The sequence below is a fragment of the Terribacillus saccharophilus genome, from assembly GCF_002272745.1.
GTDB classification, from domain to species: Bacteria; Bacillota; Bacilli; order Bacillales; family Amphibacillaceae; genus Terribacillus; species Terribacillus saccharophilus_B.
In genome coordinates, this window is record NZ_NPBD01000007.1 from 900,645 (window position 1) to 920,295 (window position 19,651).

Here is a 19,651-nt window from a genome sequence, read left to right on the forward strand (position 1 = left end):
TTCCCAGTAAAAGGGGGGAGGTATCTTAACCTATATAGAAAGGTTATTTATATTGTGGCTTAGAATTATTTTGAAGGATTAAGTTCACTTTTTGATAAGAATACGGCAGATATAGAAGATGTGTAGAATTTAAAGTGATTAATATTATAGTTGGAGGGGGGAGCGACAGTTCCAGTTTCGGTACTATATAGAATATGTTCGATGAATTATATTTGTAAGAAAGGCAATGCAATAAGGTAACATTGCCTTACAACAATTTAATGAATTCATTATATGTTTTTGCTTTGATCAGATTTTGCACAATGGATCTGTTTTCAATTATTTTTAATAGAATATCGTATAAAGACTGCAAGTCCTCCATACTTTTCTTTTTAACACAAAGTAGCCCTATAAATTGTATGGGTTTATCATTCCACATGATAGCTTTTTCCAATGTGCATACAGCTAAAAATGTTTCATTGGATTGAGGTGAGATAGGGTGAGGTATAGCTACTAGATTTTCATATGCTGTTGGAGCGACCTTTTCTCTCTCATAAACTGCATCGAGAAATGTATGATCAACTAATCCATTTTTCACTAATTTACTGTTTAGAAATTCAAGAACTTCTTCTTTGGATGTGAAATTTTCCCTTAAAAATACTAGGTTTTCAGGAAAGTGGATTTGTGGTTTTTCCTTTTTTGTTAGGAAGTATCTCTTTATTTTTTGTAAGTCTTCCTCTCTTAAAACTGCATTAACCTCAATTACCGGAACAGCCAATTTTTGCTGAATGGGAATAGAACTGATAATAAAATCAATATCACTTAAGTCATATTGATTCAGCTTGTAATATTCTGTTGTACCAATAACGTCAAGAGATTGACCAAAGTAGTTATTGAGTTTATAAAAAATAAGTTTTGCTGTTCCTAACCCAGAAGCGCAGACAACTAAACACCGACTCGGACCCTTTTTCAACTTGTTTTTTTCTATAGCAGCTCCTATATGTAAGGCAATATATCCCAGTTCGTTCTCGTCTATTTTAGAATCTATGGCTACCTCAATTGCTTTACCTGCTATTACAGCGGCTTCGTAAGATAATAGATAATTCTTTTTTATATCGTCCAACATTGGATTTCTAATATTCATTCCATATTTAAATCGGTTAATAGCCGGTTTTAAGTGTAATACTAAAGCCATTCTTAATTCATCATCTTCGTTTATCCCTAGGTTCAATTCTTGTTCTACTTGTTGAAGTGCATAGTCAACTAGTTGATTAATTTCCTCTTCTATAAGCCCTTTAACTGCCTTATTTCCATTCGAATCTGCAACTATCTTCGTTCCCAGCAAGTGAATAGCAATATAGGCGATTTCTTCCTTTGGGAATTGAACATCAAATGTATACTCAACGTCTTTTACGATCTCTCCTGCGACATTATATTCATGTTTGTCCAATATGTCATCTAGATCACTTTTAAATATTTTCACGTAGTTATTAAATTTAATTCTATTAATAGCAATTGAAATATGAACCAACAAATTATTAAAGGCTATATCAGATAACGGAATATTGTGCATATTGATTTTTTCTAAAAGAATTCTCTTAACTGTATTGAGGTCCTCCTCAGCCATAAATTGCTCACTCAGTAAATAATGATTGCCTTCTGCTTTTCTATTGAATAAATACTCAGACATGCAAAACCGCATTTTCAATTCATTTCCTATCAATTTTAAGCCATAGTTCGGTCGGGATTTGAGTTGAATATCATATTTGGAGAGAGATTCCTTAACGATTCTTAAATCATTTTGGACAGTGGATTTACTAACAAATAATAAATCCGCAATCTCGTCAAGTTTTACATAATGTTCGTTCATGAGTAGATGTTTTATTATAAAGGATACACGGTCTTCTGGCTGGCTAGGTACAGTTTGAAGTTCTAAATCTCCAGTTATAGAACGAATATATTTATAAAATTGCTTCTCATGAATAATATTAAGCTCATAACCTTTTCCCATTATAGAATCTATGATTGCTCCGTGATCATGAATAAATGAGTTTAATATTTTTACATCTTCTCGTATGGTTCGGATACTAACTTGTATGTGATTGGCCAAATATCGTCCGCTAATTGGTGTTTCAAGAGACATTAAATGTTTAAGTATAGCTCTGCCTCTATTTGTTAACATTTTGTTATCACCACTCCTACATATTAAAAAGGAAGCGCTTTCTATATTGTGCTAGAAAGGTTCTGGCTCAAACTGAACCAGAACCGATTGATAGTATTATATCACAACGATATGACGCTATTTTGTCTTGGTTAAAATCCATTATTTCGCGAAACTTCGGTAAACCATTGAGCACTCTTCTTTAAAGAGCGTTCCTTTGTTTCAATATTTACAGAAATAAACCCATAACGATTTTTGTAAGCATTCATCCAAGACCAATTGTCCATGAAAGTCCATAGATGGTATCCCTTAACATTACAGCCTGCTTCAATAGCTTTATGCAGCCATTTTAGATGTTCACGAATAAATTCAATCCGATAATCATCTTTAATTTGCTCATTTTGCATAAATCTTTCTTCGTCTTCAACACCCATACCATTTTCGGAAATAAAGGATTCAATGTTTCCGTAGCTGTTTTTTAAGTTAATCAATATATCGAATATACCTTTTTCGTAAATTTCCCAACCGCGGTATTTATTCATTTTTCTGCCAGGCATTTCGTATCTATCAAAAAACCATTCTGGCATAAGTGGGCTTTCTGGATTGACAGCATATTCTTTTGCTTTTACACGACGGGGTTGATAATAATTCACGCCAAGAATATCCACTGTATTATTTTTTATTAAATCTAAATCCTCATCAAGTATAAGCGGAAGCTCGCTATATTCCTTGATAATTTCAATTAATTCTTGTGGATATTTTCCAAGTACTGCCGGATCCAGGAAACAGCGATTAAAGAATAAATCTGCAATTCTAGCGGCTTTTAAATCCGCGGGATGGTCACTTCTTGGATAGGACGGTGTTAAATTAAGAATGATACCTATTTTACCATCTTTAAATTGATGGGAATGATAGACTTCAACTGCTTTTGCGCTCGCAACAACAGTGTTGTATGCCACTTGTGTTGCTCTTTTGAAATCAACTATATTTGGATAATGTATATTATATAGATAACCTGCTTCGACTGGAACAATAGGTTCATTAAAAGTGAACCACTTTTTAACTCGATCACCGAATAAGTCAAAGCATATTTTCGCATAGTCTTTATATGCTTCAACAACTTCTCGGCTTTCCCAGCCACCTACATTTTGCAAATCAAGCGGCATATCGAAATGATAGAGATTTACGAATGGCTCTATACCATTATCAATCAAGTTATCAATTACAGCATTGTAGAAGGTTACAGCTTTTTGGTTAACTTCTCCGCGGCCTGCTGGAATTAATCGTGACCACGATATGGAAATACGGAATGAATTATGGCCAATTTCCTTCATCAAATGGATGTCTTCTTTATAATGATGGTAAAAATCTGATGTAGATTCAGGACCGACATTATTAAAAAAGCGGTTTGATTCTAATTCATACCAATGATCCCAGATGTTTTTACCTTTTCCGTCTTTATTTGCAGCACCTTCAATTTGTGTAGCAGAAGTAGCGCTGCCCCACCAAAAGCCTTCGGGGAATTTATAGGATAATTCCATTTATAAAACCTCCATCTATTGAGCTGCTATTTAAAACGATAAAGTTCAATAAACTCTACTGCCAGGTCTCGAACGGTCATTGCTGTCATTAGATGGTCTTGAGAATGAATCAGCAATACACTAATAATGTTTCCATTACCGTTTGCTTCTTCTTGTAACAGTTTTGTTTGAACACTGTGAGCTTTACTTAATTCTTCACCAGCTTCTTTAATCAATTCATCTGCACGTTCAAAATTCCCTTGTTTTGCTTCCTGTATTGCTTCCATTGCATTTGCTTTGCCGTTTCCTGCATAAAGAATGATTTGAAATGATATTTCTTCCATCGTTTCCAATTTAATAACCTCCAATATAAGACTTATCTACGTTGCATTTTTATTTCATTAGACTTTAAATAGCCATATACAGCGCCTAACAAATTTGCATGTTGAGCGAATTTACATGTAGCAATACTAGGTTTGATTTTAGCTAAGTCGATTTTCCCGATGATAAGATCGAGCTTTTGATTGATTTTTTCAATTAAATCTGCTCTTTGACTGATACCGCCGCCAATTAAAATCACTTCAGGATCATAAATGTATTGCAAATTGTAAATACCGACTGCTAAAAGGTGGAAGAAATCCTCAACAATTTTGGTGACCTCAACATCACCCGATTCGGCTAATTCAAATACTTGTTCACCAGATAGAGTGTTTGAATCAATCTGTTTTAAAGCAGCAACTTTCTTTACTAATGCTTTGGTGGAAGCTAGTCTGCTCCAGACATCATCACTATTGGAGATGTTGTGGTTAAGCAGCATATAGCCAAATTCGCCACCATGTAAATTGGCTCCTTTATGTAAACTGCCATTCTTAAAAATAGCCCCGCCAATCCCAGTACCAATAACCATTACTAAAACATCGTTCTTTCCTTTGCCGTTTCCATCCCAAATCTCAGCATAGCCTGCACAATTTGCATCATTCTCGAGATATACATGCAAGCCTGTTGTTTCTCCAATTAGCTGTTTCATATTGGGGCCGTGGATGTAAGGAACAGCGCTGGATCCGTAAATAATTCCATCATCAGAAACAGCGCCAGGACAACTTACAGCTATGCCCGAAATAGTACTTAAAGATTGACTTAAATCCTTGATAAGATCTAATAGTGATTGGAGGGTCTCAGGTGTTTTAACTTTATTTAAACGAGTGACTACAGCGTTTTCTGAAACTACTCCGTATTTAACAAATGTTCCACCTATATCAATTGCCAAAAAGTTCTTCATATCATTTTCCTTCTTTGCATTGAGTCTGACCGTCACTTATTTATATTCTTCTTCTAAAACTTCAAGCTGTCTTGATTTGATCAGTTCTTTATACCAATAACCTGATTTTTTTAGACTACGGTTACGGTTTTCATTTAAATTGATTTCTACTAGACCATACCGATTTTTAAATGCATTCATTGGTGAAACATTATCTGTAAATGCCCAAAGCATATAACCTGTGCAGTTTGACCCCTCATCTACGGCTTTTAATAACCATTGTAAATGTTCACTTATAAACTCAATACGATAATCATCTTGAATTATGTTATCCTCGTTTTTAAAGCGATGTTCATTTTCAACACCCATACCATTTTCAGCAATGAACCATTCAATGTTGCCATATTCCTCTTTCATTCGAAGTGCAATATCATACATTATTTGAGGATAAATCTCCCAACCGCGGTAGGGGTTCATTTTTTTCCCTGTTAATTCATGTTTGTCATAATAATATTCCGGATGGAAAGGTGTATCCTCGTTCCATGCAGCAGTTCTTGCTTTCACACGGTGAGGGAAATAAAGGTTTAAACCAACGTAGTCTACAGTGTTTTCTTTAATAAGTCTTAATTCCTCTTCCGTAGAATCAAATGTTATGTCATGTTTCTCCATTAGTTCAAATAATTCTGGTGGGAATTCTCCCTTGATAGAAGGATCTAAAAATACACGATTAAAGAATAAATCATAGATGCGTGCAGCTTTTTGATCATGTTCTGCAGAAGATCTTGCATATGTTACTTCGGGATTTATGATATTACCAATCTTTGCACCAAATTTCTCTTTTAACTGCATTTGTTTAAATAGCTTTACAACTTTTGCTGTAGCTAAAGATTTGTTGTAATTCCATTGCATCCATTTTTTTGTATTTTGCTCAAAGGGCCAACGAATGGCATCTAAATGAACGCGAGTCTGTACAACTATTGGTTCATTGAATGTAAACCAATGTTTTACCTGGCTGCCATATCGGTGGAGAACCTTTTCTGCATATTTTTCAAATAATTCCACAACATGTTTCGAACCCCAGCCACCGTATTTTTCAAACAGAACAGCTGGCAGTTCATAATGTTCGAGGCAAATCATCGGTTCAATGCCGTTGTTAAGTAATTCATCAATTACGTTTTCATAATAAGCTGCATATTCTTCATCAACTACGGCATTTTCGTAATCTACTAAAAATCTGGCCCAGTTTATAGAAGTTCGATAATGTGTAAGTCCAATTTGTTTCATCATTTGAATATCTTCTTTGTAACGGTTATAAAAATCTGTTGCTACAGCAGGGCCATAGCCATTATGCCAGACATTTTTATTGTTTTTATACCAAAGGTCTAAATAGGAGTCTTGAAAATCTTTTTTACCGGACCAACCTTCCGTTTGCCAGGCAGAAGAAGCGGCACCAATAATGAAGTTATCTGGTACTTTGATTACTTTGTTAGACAATTTTATCATCCCGTCCTTGTTTTTGATCTTTAGTAGTTGTTTGCTCAGTCCGGAAATATTGCTTATCTAGAATTCTTAAGAATGGGAGCCAGATTAGTACAACAATTACTAGGTTCACTAATTGCATGATTGCGCCGGCAATTGAATTCGTAACCAACATACCGCTAATGAAAATTGGTGTTGTCCAAGGAACATGTACACCTGTTGAAACCGGAACCAGTCCAGTTGACATTGCAAAGTAAGTAACGATAGTAACAACTACTGGAGAAAGCAACCAAGGAATGATTACCATAGGGTTCATTACAATTGGTAAACCAAAGATGAGAGGTTCGTTTACATTGAAAATTGCTGCTGGTCCACCAAGCTTACCAAGATTTTTTAGTTGTCTACTCTTGGTGAATAGAAAGATTCCTAAGATTACTGCCATTGTCATACCAGTTCCGCCCATTCCCACAATGAATGTATCTATAAACTGGTTGTTAACAATATTTGGTCGTTCTAGACCAGCATTAAATGCCTCTAAATTTTCGAGGGATAATGTCATCCATATTGGATCCATGATTGAATTAACAATAATCTGACCATGCAGTCCAAAGAACCAAAATACCTGTATTAAAAGAACAGCGATAATTGTTGCCACCAAACCACTGCCTAAAGAAGTTAATGGTTGTTGAATAAGAGTATAAATAAAATTCTGTAATGTTTCGTAAGGCGTGTAGCTCAAGATAGCGCGTATTGCTAAAAAGAAAGTTAATGTTAAAGTAAGTGGAATTAATGAGCTGAAAGATTTCGATACAGCTTCAGGTACACCTTGAGGCATTTTGATAGTCCAATTTTTCTTAACAAAGAATCTGTAAAGTTCTACTGATACAAAGGCCGTGAAAATCCCTAAGAATAAACCTTGAGCCCCTAAAGCTGAAGCAGGAATAACCCCTGCAACACCTTCTAAAACTTGAGGTGTTAAGATAATGAAGGAAGCTAGAGCAGCGAAGCCACCATACAAAGCTTCTAACTCATACTGTTGAGTCAATTTATAGGCGATGCCAAAGATAACAAAAAGACCCATAATACTTAAAGTTGAAGCAGAAGCAGGGCCTAAAATACTTTGATATTCTGCCAGAGCGTTTTCACTAATTATTTTGTCCAAGAAAGGTATGTTCGCTAATACGACAAATAGAGATCCGAAAATAATAAAAGGCAAAGCAACCATAAAGCCATCGCGCAGTGCGCCAAGATAACGGTTATTATTTAATTTATCTGCAATAGGTAATAATATGTTTTCTAATGTCTCTGTGAATTTACTTCCCATAATGGTTCCCCCTTATCAAACCTTTTTTTTGATTAATTCTAATGCTTTATCCAGCACTGCTTCTCCGTCGATGCGTCCGTAAGAAATAGGATCGATCACATCAACTGGAACGCCTTTCTCATCAGCAACTTTTGAGATCTTTTTGAAGAGAAACCTCATTTGAGGACCAATTAACAGTACATCAGCTTTTTCCATGTCGGATTCAGCCTTATCCTGTGCCACAGCCCAAATCTCTGCTTCAATTCCCTTTTCTCGAGCAGCATCTTTCATTTTGGATACTAATAAACTTGTAGACATTCCAGAAGAACAAGCAAGTAGAATTTTCATCAATATTTCCCCCTATATCCGAATAATGATATCGCTTACAAAGTTGATTATATATTTTGTGCAGAGGGAACTGTACATATTATTTTGCCTCTTTAAGGGTGAAATCTTTAAAATCGTAAGTAGAGAATATTATTTAGCTCAAAGATATGGAGTATAAGATATTAATTTGGCTTGTTAAATAGTGATTGGGTTCGTACAGTAAAAGGTAAAAAAATAGGGTGGTGCAGAGAAAATCTCGGCACAACCTTATATTGCTTCGTGTTTCCATGTTGTTTTCTTTCCCTTTACTGGGCAAGCTGGAAATACATCATCTTTATTAATTTCTACTCTTTCGCCTGACTGGCAGATATATACGCCTGTTTGTGGGACGCCTTGTCCTGTTCTGTATTCACGCGTGTCATTACTCACTTTCACACCTCCTAATTCTCTTCTATATCTTATCCCTTCCTGTTTCAACTTACTCTATATTACGGGGGTTAGCTGAATGATAGTCACTATTTACTAAAACAGAGGAGGCAGACCGTATAGCTTCCTTGAGTGGAAGTATCTTGATAAAATCATAGTAGCTGCTTTACGGCGAAATTAATAAATTTGGATCGAATAGAATGGAGTGACTAGCAATGCATCAGACAATCATAACGCTCTCTACAGGGGAAGAAATACATACGAAGGCACCGGAACAGCAGATTTTGGAGCATATAACTAACAATCAAGGTATGATGAACAAGGCTTTCGTCGTGATCGGGGGTATACATATAGCAACAGCTCACATAGTTAAGATCGAATCCATTGAACAGGTAGATGAATTTGAAAATCCAAATCAGGTTGAGCAGGCAGAAGAAAGCGAGTATTCTGATCCAGAGGAACAGGCAAATGCAGATGTGAGTCCGAATCAAGTCGAACTTGTGGAGCAGGTGCTTTTAGAAGCAATGCAAACACGTGATATTTTTGCAATGGATATGCTTATGCATGATGATTTTGTTTTCATCAATCATGAGGGCAGTTATGTGACAAAGGAAATGGATTTGGAAGCGCATCGGACACTAGCTGTGCGTTACACGAAAGTATCAAGTACAGATCAGCAAATCAAACCGACAAAGGATGGAGCAGTGACGATCTCCCGTATCCACCTGGAAGGACAAGCAGGGGACGAAAAAATCAATGGTGACTTTATTTATACGCGTGTGTGGCAGCTAATAGGTGAACAATATCAAGTGATCGCTGGACATTGTTCTATGCTGTAATTAATGCGCATTTGTCTATTTTTTGCATAAACTACAGATGTCTGACCTAACGGGAAAATAAGAGCATTGTCACGTATGTGAAATGTGGTATACAATACAGGTTGGGGCACGCTCATTTGCAGCGGCTAATACAATAATGAGGGATTATATGATGAATGTAAAGGCATTGGAGAGAGACATAAAGCAATTCTTAGAGGATGCGGATGTACTTGTAGAAGCACCGCTTGCAGATTATACGTATACAAAAGTGGGCGGAAAAGCGGATGTACTCGTTTTTCCAAGAAGTTACACAGAAATTGAACAGGTTGTTGCCTATACAAAAGAAAATGGGGTACCACTGACAATACTCGGTAATGCCTCGAATGTCATCATTCAGGATGGCGGACTACGCGGAGTGGTCATGATTCTGACGAAACTCGATGAAGTTAAAGTAGATGGCAATAAAATTACAGCTCAGTCAGGTGCAGCTATTATCGATGTGTCTAGAATTGCACTGGAGGCTAGTTTGACTGGATTAGAGTTCGCCTGCGGCATTCCTGGTTCCATCGGAGGGGCATTGTATATGAATGCTGGCGCGTATGGTGGAGAAGTGAAGGATGTTTTGGAGCAAGTAGTTGTCATAACTGATGCTGGTGAGCGCAAAGTGATGACAAGTGAAGAGTTAGAGCTTAGTTACCGTACCAGCATTCTGCAGAAGAATAATTACATCGCTGTAGAAGCAACATTTGTATTGGAAAATGGTGACCAGACGGCAATTAAAGCGAAAATGGATGAACTAACATACCTTCGTGAATCAAAGCAGCCGCTTGAGTACCCATCATGCGGCAGTGTCTTCCAACGTCCTCCGGGTCACTTTGCTGGTAAGCTGATTATGGATGCGGGACTGCAGCTTACGCGAATCGGCGGGGTAGAGGTTTCGGGTAAACACGCGGGCTTTATGGTAAACGTAGACAATGGTACAGCATCGGATTACATTAATCTGATCAAACACGTACAGAAGACAGTCAAAGAGAAATTCGATGTGAGTCTTCACCGGGAAGTACGGATAATAGGAGATTCTCCAGATAAATGAGGTAGAGTACATCACTTTAGAGTGGTGTACTCTTTTATTTTACGAAAGATCAGCTAGATAAGCATGCAAAAAAAGGATAGATGAACATAACAGTTCATCTATCCTTCGTTTTACCTATTAGTATTAAACTTCTTGTGGAAGTGCAATGCCTAGACCGTCAGCGACGCGTTGGCCCCATTCTTTATCTGCTTTGTAGATATGAGCTACTTCGCGTTCAAGAATGTCTTTTCTTGTAACAGGCTTCATTGCATCAACGAAATTCTGTACAAGACGAGATTTTTCATCGTCAGTCATAAGACGGTAAAGATCACCAGGCTGTGTGTAGTGGTCGTTTTCATCGTAACCGACGCTGTCAGCTTGTCCAGATACTTCGAATGGCGCAATTTTGCTTGCAGGGTCTTCTTTCGGACCATTGAAGCTATTAGGCTCATAGTAAACGCCGCTTCCGCCATTGTTGTCGAAACGCATTTGACCATCACGCTGGTAGTTGTTCACTTCATTGCGTGCACGGTTGATCGGAAGTGCTTGGTGGTTAGCACCTACGCGATAACGGTGTGCATCATGGTAAGCAAAAAGACGACCTTGAAGCATCTTATCAGGAGATACATCGATACCTGGTACAAGTGTTCCAGGAGAGAACGTAGCTTGTTCTACTTCCGCGAAGTAGTTCTCAGGGTTACGGTTCAATACCATGCGGCCAACTTCGATTAGCGGGTAATCTTTTTGAGACCATACTTTTGTTACATCAAATGGATCGAAGCGGTATGTATTCGCATCTTCCATTGGCATGATTTGAACATAAAGCTTCCATTCAGGGAAATCGCCGTTTTCGATTGCATTGAATAGATCTTCTGTATGGTAATCCGGATGCTCACCAGCAATTTTTGCAGCAACAGCAGGATCCATGTTTTTAACACCTTGCTGTGTCTTGAAGTGATATTTCACCCAAACGCCTTCGCCTTGTTCGTTTACCCATTTGAATGTATGGGAACCGAAACCGTGCATATTCCGCAATGTTGCAGGAATACCGCGGTCAGACATAAGGATAGAAACCTGGTGCAAACTTTCAGGGGATAGAGACCAGAAATCCCATACCGCATCAGGGTTTTTCAAATGTGTTTGCGGATGTCTTTTTTGTGTATGGATGAAGTCAGGGAACTTGATTGCATCACGGATGAAGAATACAGGTGTATTATTACCGACTAGATCATAGTTTCCTTCTTCTGTATAGAATTTAACAGCGAAACCGCGAGGGTCACGTACTGTGTCAGCAGAACCAAGCTCACCAGCTACAGTAGAGAAACGGATGAACATATCTGTTTTCTTACCAACCTCAGAAAGGAAGTCTGCTTTTGTATATTTGGAAACATCATTGGTGACTTCGAAGTAACCATGTGCACCGGCACCTTTTGCGTGTACAACACGTTCAGGAACGCGTTCACGGTTAAAGTGTGCTAGTTTTTCAAGAAGATGCACATCCTGGATCAGTGTGGGTCCACGTGAGCCAGCAGTTTGTGAATTCTGGTTATCTCCAACTGGAGCACCCCAGCTAGTAGTTAGTTTTTTATCTGCCAAGAAAATCACCTCAGAAAAAGTATTGTGTTAGTAAATCTATAAACATAGTAACATCTTTTTATTAAAAATCAATACTTATTTATAATAATTACAAAGTTATTATAAGGATAAATAAAAAAGGATAAACCAGCCAGAAAGCCAGTTTACCCTTTCGTTAAAATGATACCGTTTACAAAAAATTATAAAGAAGCTACCCATGTGACTAAAGCACACCCTACTATGCTACCGCTGATTAACAAGTTTGTTTTCCACATTGGCACCCCTCCTCCTTCGATAAATTAAGTCTATCAAATTATGAAAGGGTTTTCAATATGCGAAGAAGCCCAATTATTGGAATTGAGCTTCTTGTTGCCGTTGTTTTGATTTGTACATTTCCTGATCTGCAATTTCTATCAATTCTGTAACTGTCAGAGTCGATCCCGGTGCATAGTCATGGATGCCGAAGCTTGCTGCGATCGGATATGCTTTTATTTTTGAGTCATTCAAACGGGTTAGATTCTCCTGCAGTTTATCGAGGAATTCTTCTGCTTGGCTGTGAACTTTCTGTGGAAGCAAGATAATGAATTCATCACCACCATGTCGGAAAAGATATTCATCTTCTGTCAAGGTTAAGGTTATTGTAGAGGCGATGAGCTGAATAAGCTGGTCGCCTTCATTATGCCCGTGCTCGTCGTTGACTCGTTTTAAATTGTTCACGTCTACGAAACAGAGGCAGAAGGGGTGCTTGCCCTGCTGGAGAAGATTCTCGATATATTGTATACCGGCACGACGGTTAAAAACCCCTGTTAGCACATCCCGGCTGGCGTGCTCCTGGAGTTCTTTTTCGATCCGTTTAAAGCGTGTAACGTCCGTTACACTGATTAAAAGTGCATCTTTTTTATTATAACTGAGCAGCTCAAAATTCAGCATCATCCAGTTTGCATGATGTACCAGATTATGAGTAATATAATTCTCAATCTTTACTTCGTTTTTTAGCTGTCCTAACAATGATACCAGCTCTTTTTTTTCAGGAAAGAAGGAGGTGAGGGAAAAACTGCTGACTGTGTGTGTGTTGATTCCAAAAAAATGTCCAGCTTGTTTATTGTACAGAGTAATATTTTCAGTATCTAAATCAATAAGTACAACTGGCTGTGGATTGGCAAAAAATAGGCTTTTGAAATTGCGTTTTTCTTCCTCTAGCTGGATTTGGCTGCTGTAGTCTTTTCTCAAGTAGTGATAGAAACTGAGATTGATTACTACGCTTACTACCAATCCACCTGTGAAATTAATAAGCATGATAAGCGAAACAGCACCGGGATTAAAGTAGAATAGACCGCCCAGCATCATGATATGCGCTATACCTGCCAAAATGGCGTAAATAATCGGCCGAATCGGTAAAAGTGAAGCACAAGCAAGCAGGATGATGAGATACGCATACATATTTCCTTCCTGCTGAAAGCTGTTAAAAGAAGAGAACGCACCTTGGGCGATATACAGCCCTATGTAACAGACACTGAGAAATCTGGAATGCACTGATTTAAAAAAGAGAAGATAACAAGCAGACATCAGCATGCCAGTCAGATGGACAAGGGCAAGTGGAAGTACATAATCTGGGTTATCTAAAGATCTATATAGGGATATATCCGCAATTAGGAATAGTGGATAACAAGCAAGCAGTGTAATGGAACTCAGCTTAATCCTCTGTGACAGGAGTGACTGATGGTGTGTATCGAAATCGTTTATCTGCTTCATGAATTTTTCCTTCACTTTTTTTAGATAGTGTACTATATAACCAGACAGAAAGCTTCATTTTCTTTGATTCTTAACACATTGTAAAGATTGCAGCAAATTGTAAGAGAAGGGAATGGAACAAAGAAGGATTAACTGAATGACGAACAAAAAAGAGCTGCAATAGCAGCTCTTTACAGATGGTTATTATATGCAGTTGTAAGATTTTCCACGATTTCTTCTACATCGTAGCCTTCAATCTGTTCGCGAGGGATGAAATGGACTAATTTTCCGTCCTGCATCAAAGCAACAGAAGGGGAGGATGGCGGCTGATCTGTGAAATATTCCCGCATCTTTTCTGTAGCTTCTTTATCCTGGCCGGCAAAAACAGTTACAAGATTTTCTGGTTTTTTAGCATTCTGTAAGGATTCTCTGACTGCTGGGCGTGCAAGACCTGCTGCACAGCCGCATACAGAATTGACAACTACCAGTGTGCTGCCTTTTGCCTGTTCCACATAGTTTTTAACCTTTTCAGCATCAGTTAGCTCCTGGAACCCTGCCTGTGTCAGCTCATCCCGCATAGGCTGGACGATGCCGCGCATATATTCTTCGTATGCATTCATTTTGTTATTCCTCCTTTTGTTTTGTTGCTTCCGTCATTTGTTTCCAGACGGATCCTTTTGCTGCTTCGCCCCCAGCAATTCGTTCAATTGCCATGTTAAGCTGCAGCTTAACTTCGAATTCATTTTCCTGTCTTGCTGCTTTTTCAAGCATCGGCAAGCTTTCGCTATCTCCAATTTCATATAAAAACATCGCAGCCCGCCATCTTACAATCCGACTTGGGTCGGCAAGTGTCGCTTCCATTGCTGGTGTTGCTTCTTTGAAGCCGAGGTCCGATAGACAGTCACCAGCGGTCCGTCTAACTGTTACGACCTTATCCCGTAAGGCGAGGTATAGCAGCGGTAGGACCGCTTGATCTTCTATCATGCCTAGATAAGCAGTTGCTAGCCGGCGAATGGAGGCTTTCGGGTCCTGCAGAGCTTTATCCAAGAAAGGAATATGCTCTATGCCAGGCTCCAGCGCATCCAATGCGCGATAGCGAACGCGCCAATCATCTTCATTCCACACATCCATTGTCGGCTGCTGTCGCTTCGCGGTCGGGGCTTGGGGATTCCTGGCACGTGCTACAAGTTCCCGCAGCCGTTCTGAGCTATAGCTTGCGAGCAATTCTTCATAAATATCCTGTCCTACCTGATCCGGATCACCATAACGGGGATACTGTTCTTCCCATTTGCGGGCAAATACAATATTGTCGTCACCGGCGGCTTCCATTGCTGCTTCCGTAAATAAAGCAGGAAGTCCAATCCGCTTCTCTTGTTCATCAAATAGAAGCTTGATTTGCATCGGTACCCCATAAATCGTCTGAACCTGAACATCCACTTGGCCATAATGCGGGTCTTGGATGCCGACTTCTGCCGATGCACCTTGGCTTTTCTCTCCAAATGCTCCGCGTACAGCAGGCAGTATGGTCTCCCAAGCTGTTTTTGGGCTTCGTTCCAGTGCAAGGAAGTCTGCCACACGGTAAATACCTTTCACGCCTTCAATTTGAAATAACGCCTGGACGTAGTCAGGGTCGCCAGAAGAATATGTCTCTCGTTTGTAATCGAAACTGCTGCCCATCGGCAGCATGTCATCCACCACGATCTTCATCGAGTATGGACTCGGGGTAGGCTCGATTGTCACGATTTTCATCGTATTCCCCCTTATATAAAATAATCATTTTCTTCCTATAGACTATATCACAGATAAGGTGAAAGGCGCGACAATGCAAGCCTAGGACTTAAGCCTAATATGAAACTAAGTCTCTGTTTCTATTAACCTCTCATTAGCTGTCTGTTAGAATGTTAATAATGCGTAAAAAAATCCACCTTTTCGGGTACAGGATGCTATAATGATTTGGTAAATAATTTACGTTTGGAGTTGTAAAATGGATAATTGGATAACGCAGTTTATGGAACAATTCGGTTATTTTGCGATCGTATTGCTGATGGCAGGCGAAAACGTATTCCCGCCGATCCCTTCAGAAATCATCCTGCTGTTCGGCGGCTTCCTGACAACCACTTCTGATAGTGTCACTGCAGTCGGTGTTATTATCGCAGCGACAATCGGTGCAGTCATCGGGGCTATAATCCTTTACGGCATCGGTCTTCTCTTGGATGTAGAACGTCTGGAGAAAATCGTGGGACGCTGGGGACATATTTTGCGAATTAAGAAAGAAGACATACATAAAGCGGATGCTTGGTTCGATAAGTATGGCGTATGGACAATTTTCCTTTGCCGATTCGTACCTGTGATTCGGAGCTTAATTTCCATACCAGCCGGGATGTCCAATATGAATTTTCCACTGTTTCTCATCTTCACGACATTAGGAACACTCATTTGGAATACAGTATTAGTATTGCTTGGTATGTGGCTCGGTGAATCCTGGACGACAGTGGAAACATATCTTGGTTACTACCAGGATGTCGTCATCGTAGTACTGGCGATTCTTATCGTCTTGTTCGTCATTTGGTTCATCAGACGGAATAAAAAGAAAAAAAGTAGCTAGAGGAGTAGAGGCATGAGTATCATTGAGTTCTTTTCGGCCTTAATCATGGGGCTGGTCGAAGGATTAACAGAGTTTGCCCCGGTTTCATCTACAGGTCATTTAATCATCGTTGATGATATGTGGCTTAAGATCCACGAATTGTTTAACAACGAAGTAGCGAATACATTCATCATCGTCATTCAACTTGGTAGCATTTTGGCTTCTGTCATCGTGTTCTGGGACAAGTTCATGCAGATTCTTGGTATTCGTAAGCTGCAGGGAAAAACAGAATCGATGCCAGGAAAGCAAAACAAGTTCAATCTTGGAATCGTTATTGTTGGTTTGCTGCCGGCGGGGGTTCTTGGATTATTGTTCGATGATCTGATTGATGAGTATCTATTTTCCGTATGGTACGTTATCGTAGCATTGGTCGTTGGAGCATTATTCATGATCTTTGCAGATAAAGTATCATCCAAAAAGACAGAAACAATCGATTCATTGGATGGCCTTACGTATAAGAAAGCTTTTCTGATTGGTTTATTCCAGTGTATCTCTTTATGGCCTGGTTTCTCCCGTTCCGGAGCAACAATCTCTGGTGGAGTCATTCTTGGATTGAATCACCGTGTAGCATCAGATTTCACTTTTATCATGGCAGTGCCAATCATGGCGGGTGCGAGCCTTGTCTCGTTGCGTAATCACTTGCATGCTTTCACCCCTGATGTGATTCCGTTCTTTATTGTTGGATTCATCAGCGCATTTATTTTTGCACTGATTGCTATCCGGATGTTCTTGAAAATCATTTCCAAATATAAACTCGTACCTTTCGCCTTTTACCGAATTGCTCTGGCGATTGTGATCGTAATCTTCTTGATCATTAACTGATCCCTGTCTTGTACAGGGGTCTTTTTTTTTGGCTAGAAGTGCCTTTCATATTATGGCGCCAAAGACAGAAACTAATGCGGAAAGGAGGAGAAGCATAATGAAAAAGCATCGAGTTGACGGCGGAATCTGGATTGACGATACGTATCAGCCAGGCATGGAGGAAGGGCTTACTGCCAACCGGGATGAACAGGATTCAAACAAGAAGCATGTGCGCGCCGATTATGAAGGCGAGACAGGTGATGCAAACACGCTTGGACATTATCGATGACAAGACGTAATCGAATACTCGTACCAGAGGCTCGTGAAGGTCTTGACCAGCTGAAATATAAAATCATTCAGGATGCCAATCAGCCTTACCAGACTGAGCAGGCTGGTGATTTAGGTAATAGAACGAGCAGAGAGAATGGCAAAACAGGCGGCAGTATTGGCGGTAATATGGTCCGTGAACTTGTAAGGATGGCGGAAGAAAATCTGAAGCACCGTTAAGGAGGAAAAGCCCGTGAACGACAAGGATAAATCATTGGAAGATTATTATATGCGTTATACCGATTTGGATAGAGATGGAAGAGATATTTCCTTTTCACAAGAGGAAGCGGATATCGATGACTTGGAAGCACAGGCGCGTTCCGATGAAGCAGATGCTCGTGTCGCCAAAAGGCATAAATAACCGGTCATAAGTGCGTGTACCCGATAGCATACTAATAAGGCACGACATTTCATAGGGGGTTATCACATTGGAAAACCAGATGCAGACTGCACAGATGAACCAGCCGACAACTTTGCATGGCAAGCAGAACCATGGTGGTCATGAAATTTTTGATACACATGAAATTCTCGCTGGTATGATTAGTGTGATGGACCAATATCAGATCTTTGAGCAGCATATGCAGGATCAGGAGCTGAAAACAATTGCGCATAATCAGTGTGATTTTCTGAAGCAGACGTACAACACAATGGTGGAGGCGTTTAAAACAGGTCAGGATCCAACCCAGCCAACAAAGCAGTACAATATGCAGCAGGATAATGATGTTGTTTATGGTATTACACCGTCCCAGCCAAAAAAGCCAAACACTTCTGTTAGTGAAGTAAATGAGCAAGGTCTTTCTGCTTATATGCTGGCACAAGTGAAAGGCATGGCTTCCATGTGTGCGCTAAGTGCATGTGAAATCACGAACCCGGTTCTTCGTCGCGTTGTTGCAGATACTGTACCAAACCTGATTGAGATGAGCTATGAAATCTTCCTGTATCAAAACAAACACCACTATTATCAAGTGCCGCAACTTCAGCCTGCTGATCAGGCGGCGATGATGCAGAGCTATGATACAGTACCGCTGAATCAAACGCATTAAAGAAAAGGTCCGCCATAATGGCGGACCTTTTCATTTGTCTTTCTGCTGTTGGTAATTTGCTTCTTCTTTTAACTCATGGCGAAGACTATCTACGCTTGCAGCGCGTCGCTCGTTCTTTTCTTTCAGAAATGACATTTCTTCATCTGTCAAATGCTCACTGTTAGCTTTGACAAAATCCTCTGTTTGATGAACATTCTGCAGGGTATGCTGGATTGTATCCTCGATACGCTCCGCATTATCTGCGCGATTATCTGGGTTCGGCATTCATGGACCTCCTTTTCAGAACAGATATGATGTAGTATCTGCCTGAAAAGAGAAGTTATGTATGCTATAACTCTTTGTGATGGAAAGGACATCCTCCTTGTATTGGCTTCGCATCATCTCCGATGAAATATTGCTTCCATTCATTGTGGCTGTGATCACCGAAGTGGCCGATATCCGGATGTTTCGGCAGCTGATCCCATTTTTCTACCCGGTCCCGGACGGAACCTCGTGATTTTGTCCCAGCGGGCTTGTCTCCTTCCAGCCCGTCGAAGATACTGCGTGGTTGTAGACCAATGACAAGGGAAGGACCTAAGTCCCGTGTAATTCGCTGCTTATATGCTGGCGCATTACCGAATAGGAAGTAAGCCTCCCCGCCGATATGATAATCAAAGAGGAAATGATCTGGATCCCGTGGGCGTTCTGCTGGCCATGGAATGTCGTCCACTTCATGCAGCCGCTGAAGGAAACGCCAGAAGTAATCTCTGTAGTATTCCAAATCTTGTTCGGTATCTTCCGGCTCAAAGAAAAGAAATAAACCTCGACGTACAGCTTTTTCCTGTGTATGCATCAGTTTTGTGAAATCATTGATAATCTGAAGTGCACCATCCCAGTTGTCGTGAGGGACAAAGCCATAACGCAAATCACCTTTCTTCTGTGCAGCAATTCCGAAGTAGCAGGGAAAGTCTCTTTTACCGACTGTTTCAGCAAAAGGCTGGTAAGCCTTAAGTGCCCAGTCAGGAAGCTGTTGATTTGCAGTGCTGATGTCTTCTTTCTTTAAAAGCGGCAGCATGTATACACTCCTTATGTAAGTTAGTAATTGTTATAATTCTTTTGTCAGTTCAAAACTCCTATTGACGAGCCTTTTTCCATTTACTATACTAAAACTAGAATCTAATTGATAATGAATATCAGTATCATTGATG

At 39.7% G+C, this 19,651-nt stretch carries 22 protein-coding genes; 8 read left to right on the forward strand and 14 right to left on the reverse strand.

All coding sequences use genetic code 11. The features are described from left to right. Positions 1-247: 247 nt before the first annotated feature. From CHH58_RS11520 to CHH58_RS18425, 8 genes are all read right to left on the reverse strand, one after another. The gene (locus CHH58_RS11520; RefSeq protein WP_095262542.1) at positions 248-2,161 is read right to left on the reverse strand and encodes a BglG family transcription antiterminator; all 1,914 of its coding nucleotides are present in this window, start codon (positions 2,159-2,161) and stop codon (positions 248-250) included. A gap of 131 nt (positions 2,162-2,292) precedes the next feature. Further along, positions 2,293-3,681, reverse strand: a complete 1,389-nt coding sequence (locus CHH58_RS11525) for a glycoside hydrolase family 1 protein (RefSeq protein WP_095262543.1) — start codon at positions 3,679-3,681, stop codon at positions 2,293-2,295. A gap of 26 nt (positions 3,682-3,707) precedes the next feature. Beyond that, on the reverse strand, positions 3,708-4,004 hold the full coding sequence (locus CHH58_RS11530; protein ID WP_170937615.1) for a PTS lactose/cellobiose transporter subunit IIA: 297 nt from the start codon (positions 4,002-4,004) through the stop codon (positions 3,708-3,710). Between the two features lie 32 nt (positions 4,005-4,036). Beyond that, entirely contained in the window at positions 4,037-4,939 is a 903-nt protein-coding gene (locus tag CHH58_RS11535; RefSeq protein WP_095260563.1) for an ROK family protein, read from the reverse strand. A 36-nt stretch (positions 4,940-4,975) separates the two neighbouring features. Beyond that, a complete protein-coding gene (locus CHH58_RS11540; RefSeq protein ID WP_249275109.1) occupies positions 4,976-6,412 on the reverse strand; it encodes a glycoside hydrolase family 1 protein in 1,437 nt (478 codons plus the stop codon). Then, the gene (celB, locus tag CHH58_RS11545; RefSeq protein WP_095229340.1) at positions 6,405-7,721 is read right to left on the reverse strand and encodes a PTS cellobiose transporter subunit IIC; all 1,317 of its coding nucleotides are present in this window, start codon (positions 7,719-7,721) and stop codon (positions 6,405-6,407) included. Before celB ends, CHH58_RS11540 begins: the two co-directional genes overlap by 8 nt. Before the next feature lie 15 nt (positions 7,722-7,736). Continuing rightward, a complete protein-coding gene (locus CHH58_RS11550; protein WP_095229342.1) occupies positions 7,737-8,051 on the reverse strand; it encodes a PTS sugar transporter subunit IIB in 315 nt (104 codons plus the stop codon). A 243-nt stretch (positions 8,052-8,294) separates the two neighbouring features. After that, positions 8,295-8,456 (reverse strand): hypothetical protein, encoded by a 162-nt coding sequence (locus CHH58_RS18425; RefSeq protein WP_170937603.1) that lies wholly within the window; start codon positions 8,454-8,456, stop codon positions 8,295-8,297. Positions 8,457-8,668: 212 nt separating this feature from the next. Between CHH58_RS18425 and CHH58_RS11555 the strand changes: the two genes are divergently transcribed. Next, positions 8,669-9,292, forward strand: a complete 624-nt coding sequence (locus CHH58_RS11555) for a nuclear transport factor 2 family protein (protein WP_095262545.1) — start codon at positions 8,669-8,671, stop codon at positions 9,290-9,292. Between the two features lie 151 nt (positions 9,293-9,443). Beyond that, the gene (gene murB / locus CHH58_RS11560) at positions 9,444-10,364 is read left to right on the forward strand and encodes a UDP-N-acetylmuramate dehydrogenase (protein WP_095232527.1); all 921 of its coding nucleotides are present in this window, start codon (positions 9,444-9,446) and stop codon (positions 10,362-10,364) included. A 123-nt stretch (positions 10,365-10,487) separates the two neighbouring features. Here the strand turns inward: murB and katA are convergent, their stop codons facing one another. From katA to CHH58_RS11580, 4 genes are all read right to left on the reverse strand, one after another. Continuing rightward, entirely contained in the window at positions 10,488-11,939 is a 1,452-nt protein-coding gene (katA, locus tag CHH58_RS11565; RefSeq protein WP_095229348.1) for a catalase KatA, read from the reverse strand. 327 nt (positions 11,940-12,266) lie between these two features. Next, positions 12,267-13,670, reverse strand: coding sequence for a sensor domain-containing diguanylate cyclase (locus CHH58_RS11570; RefSeq protein ID WP_095262546.1), 1,404 nt, complete (start codon positions 13,668-13,670; stop codon positions 12,267-12,269). A 170-nt stretch (positions 13,671-13,840) separates the two neighbouring features. After that, positions 13,841-14,269, reverse strand: coding sequence for a BrxA/BrxB family bacilliredoxin (locus CHH58_RS11575; RefSeq protein ID WP_095229351.1), 429 nt, complete (start codon positions 14,267-14,269; stop codon positions 13,841-13,843). 4 nt (positions 14,270-14,273) lie between these two features. Further along, positions 14,274-15,398 carry a conserved virulence factor C family protein gene (locus CHH58_RS11580; protein ID WP_095232481.1) on the reverse strand — a complete coding sequence of 375 codons (1,125 nt, stop codon included), beginning with the start codon at positions 15,396-15,398 and terminating at the stop codon, positions 14,274-14,276. 235 nt (positions 15,399-15,633) lie between these two features. Between CHH58_RS11580 and CHH58_RS11585 the strand changes: the two genes are divergently transcribed. From CHH58_RS11585 to CHH58_RS11605, 6 genes are all read left to right on the forward strand, one after another. After that, the gene (locus CHH58_RS11585) at positions 15,634-16,254 is read left to right on the forward strand and encodes a DedA family protein (protein ID WP_095229355.1); all 621 of its coding nucleotides are present in this window, start codon (positions 15,634-15,636) and stop codon (positions 16,252-16,254) included. A 12-nt stretch (positions 16,255-16,266) separates the two neighbouring features. Then, on the forward strand, positions 16,267-17,115 hold the full coding sequence (locus tag CHH58_RS11590) for an undecaprenyl-diphosphate phosphatase (RefSeq protein ID WP_095229356.1): 849 nt from the start codon (positions 16,267-16,269) through the stop codon (positions 17,113-17,115). 97 nt (positions 17,116-17,212) lie between these two features. After that, on the forward strand, positions 17,213-17,383 hold the full coding sequence (locus CHH58_RS18430) for a hypothetical protein (protein ID WP_170937605.1): 171 nt from the start codon (positions 17,213-17,215) through the stop codon (positions 17,381-17,383). Then, a complete protein-coding gene (locus tag CHH58_RS11595) occupies positions 17,380-17,601 on the forward strand; it encodes an alpha/beta-type small acid-soluble spore protein (RefSeq protein ID WP_095232482.1) in 222 nt (73 codons plus the stop codon). Before CHH58_RS18430 ends, CHH58_RS11595 begins: the two co-directional genes overlap by 4 nt. 13 nt (positions 17,602-17,614) lie before the next feature. Further along, complete coding sequence (locus tag CHH58_RS11600; RefSeq protein WP_249275110.1) at positions 17,615-17,782, forward strand: YfhD family protein; 168 nt, start codon at positions 17,615-17,617, stop codon at positions 17,780-17,782. A 79-nt stretch (positions 17,783-17,861) separates the two neighbouring features. After that, positions 17,862-18,464: a spore coat protein gene (locus CHH58_RS11605; RefSeq protein ID WP_095229538.1), complete on the forward strand. Its 603-nt coding sequence runs from the start codon at positions 17,862-17,864 to the stop codon at positions 18,462-18,464. 30 nt (positions 18,465-18,494) lie between these two features. Here CHH58_RS11605 and tlp read toward each other — a convergent pair whose 3' ends face one another. Both tlp and CHH58_RS11615 read right to left on the reverse strand, forming a co-directional pair. Beyond that, positions 18,495-18,728, reverse strand: coding sequence for a small acid-soluble spore protein Tlp (gene tlp, locus CHH58_RS11610; protein ID WP_095229359.1), 234 nt, complete (start codon positions 18,726-18,728; stop codon positions 18,495-18,497). Positions 18,729-18,792: 64 nt separating this feature from the next. After that, positions 18,793-19,518, reverse strand: a complete 726-nt coding sequence (locus CHH58_RS11615) for a YqcI/YcgG family protein (protein WP_095229360.1) — start codon at positions 19,516-19,518, stop codon at positions 18,793-18,795. Positions 19,519-19,651 lie beyond the last annotated feature (133 nt).

What these genes read in the sequence shown, in the direction of transcription:
- tlp (WP_095229359.1), bottom strand. Translation starts at nt 18,728, where the DNA reads ATGCCGAACCCAGATAATCGCGCAGATAATGCGGAGCGTATCGAGGAT.
- CHH58_RS11575 (WP_095229351.1), bottom strand. Translation starts at nt 14,269, where the DNA reads ATGAATGCATACGAAGAATATATGCGCGGCATCGTCCAGCCTATGCGG.
- CHH58_RS11520 (WP_095262542.1), bottom strand. Translation starts at nt 2,161, where the DNA reads ATGTTAACAAATAGAGGCAGAGCTATACTTAAACATTTAATGTCTCTT.
- CHH58_RS11570 (WP_095262546.1), bottom strand. Translation starts at nt 13,670, where the DNA reads ATGAAGCAGATAAACGATTTCGATACACACCATCAGTCACTCCTGTCA.
- CHH58_RS18430 (WP_170937605.1), top strand. Translation starts at nt 17,213, where the DNA reads ATGAAAAAGCATCGAGTTGACGGCGGAATCTGGATTGACGATACGTAT.
- CHH58_RS11590 (WP_095229356.1), top strand. Translation starts at nt 16,267, where the DNA reads ATGAGTATCATTGAGTTCTTTTCGGCCTTAATCATGGGGCTGGTCGAA.
- CHH58_RS11535 (WP_095260563.1), bottom strand. Translation starts at nt 4,939, where the DNA reads ATGAAGAACTTTTTGGCAATTGATATAGGTGGAACATTTGTTAAATAC.
- CHH58_RS11585 (WP_095229355.1), top strand. Translation starts at nt 15,634, where the DNA reads ATGGATAATTGGATAACGCAGTTTATGGAACAATTCGGTTATTTTGCG.
- CHH58_RS11615 (WP_095229360.1), bottom strand. Translation starts at nt 19,518, where the DNA reads ATGCTGCCGCTTTTAAAGAAAGAAGACATCAGCACTGCAAATCAACAG.
- CHH58_RS11530 (WP_170937615.1), bottom strand. Translation starts at nt 4,004, where the DNA reads ATGGAAGAAATATCATTTCAAATCATTCTTTATGCAGGAAACGGCAAA.
- celB (WP_095229340.1), bottom strand. Translation starts at nt 7,721, where the DNA reads ATGGGAAGTAAATTCACAGAGACATTAGAAAACATATTATTACCTATT.
- CHH58_RS11525 (WP_095262543.1), bottom strand. Translation starts at nt 3,681, where the DNA reads ATGGAATTATCCTATAAATTCCCCGAAGGCTTTTGGTGGGGCAGCGCT.
- CHH58_RS11580 (WP_095232481.1), bottom strand. Translation starts at nt 15,398, where the DNA reads ATGAAAATCGTGACAATCGAGCCTACCCCGAGTCCATACTCGATGAAG.
- CHH58_RS11555 (WP_095262545.1), top strand. Translation starts at nt 8,669, where the DNA reads ATGCATCAGACAATCATAACGCTCTCTACAGGGGAAGAAATACATACG.
- CHH58_RS11595 (WP_095232482.1), top strand. Translation starts at nt 17,380, where the DNA reads ATGACAAGACGTAATCGAATACTCGTACCAGAGGCTCGTGAAGGTCTT.
- murB (WP_095232527.1), top strand. Translation starts at nt 9,444, where the DNA reads ATGAATGTAAAGGCATTGGAGAGAGACATAAAGCAATTCTTAGAGGAT.
- CHH58_RS11605 (WP_095229538.1), top strand. Translation starts at nt 17,862, where the DNA reads ATGCAGACTGCACAGATGAACCAGCCGACAACTTTGCATGGCAAGCAG.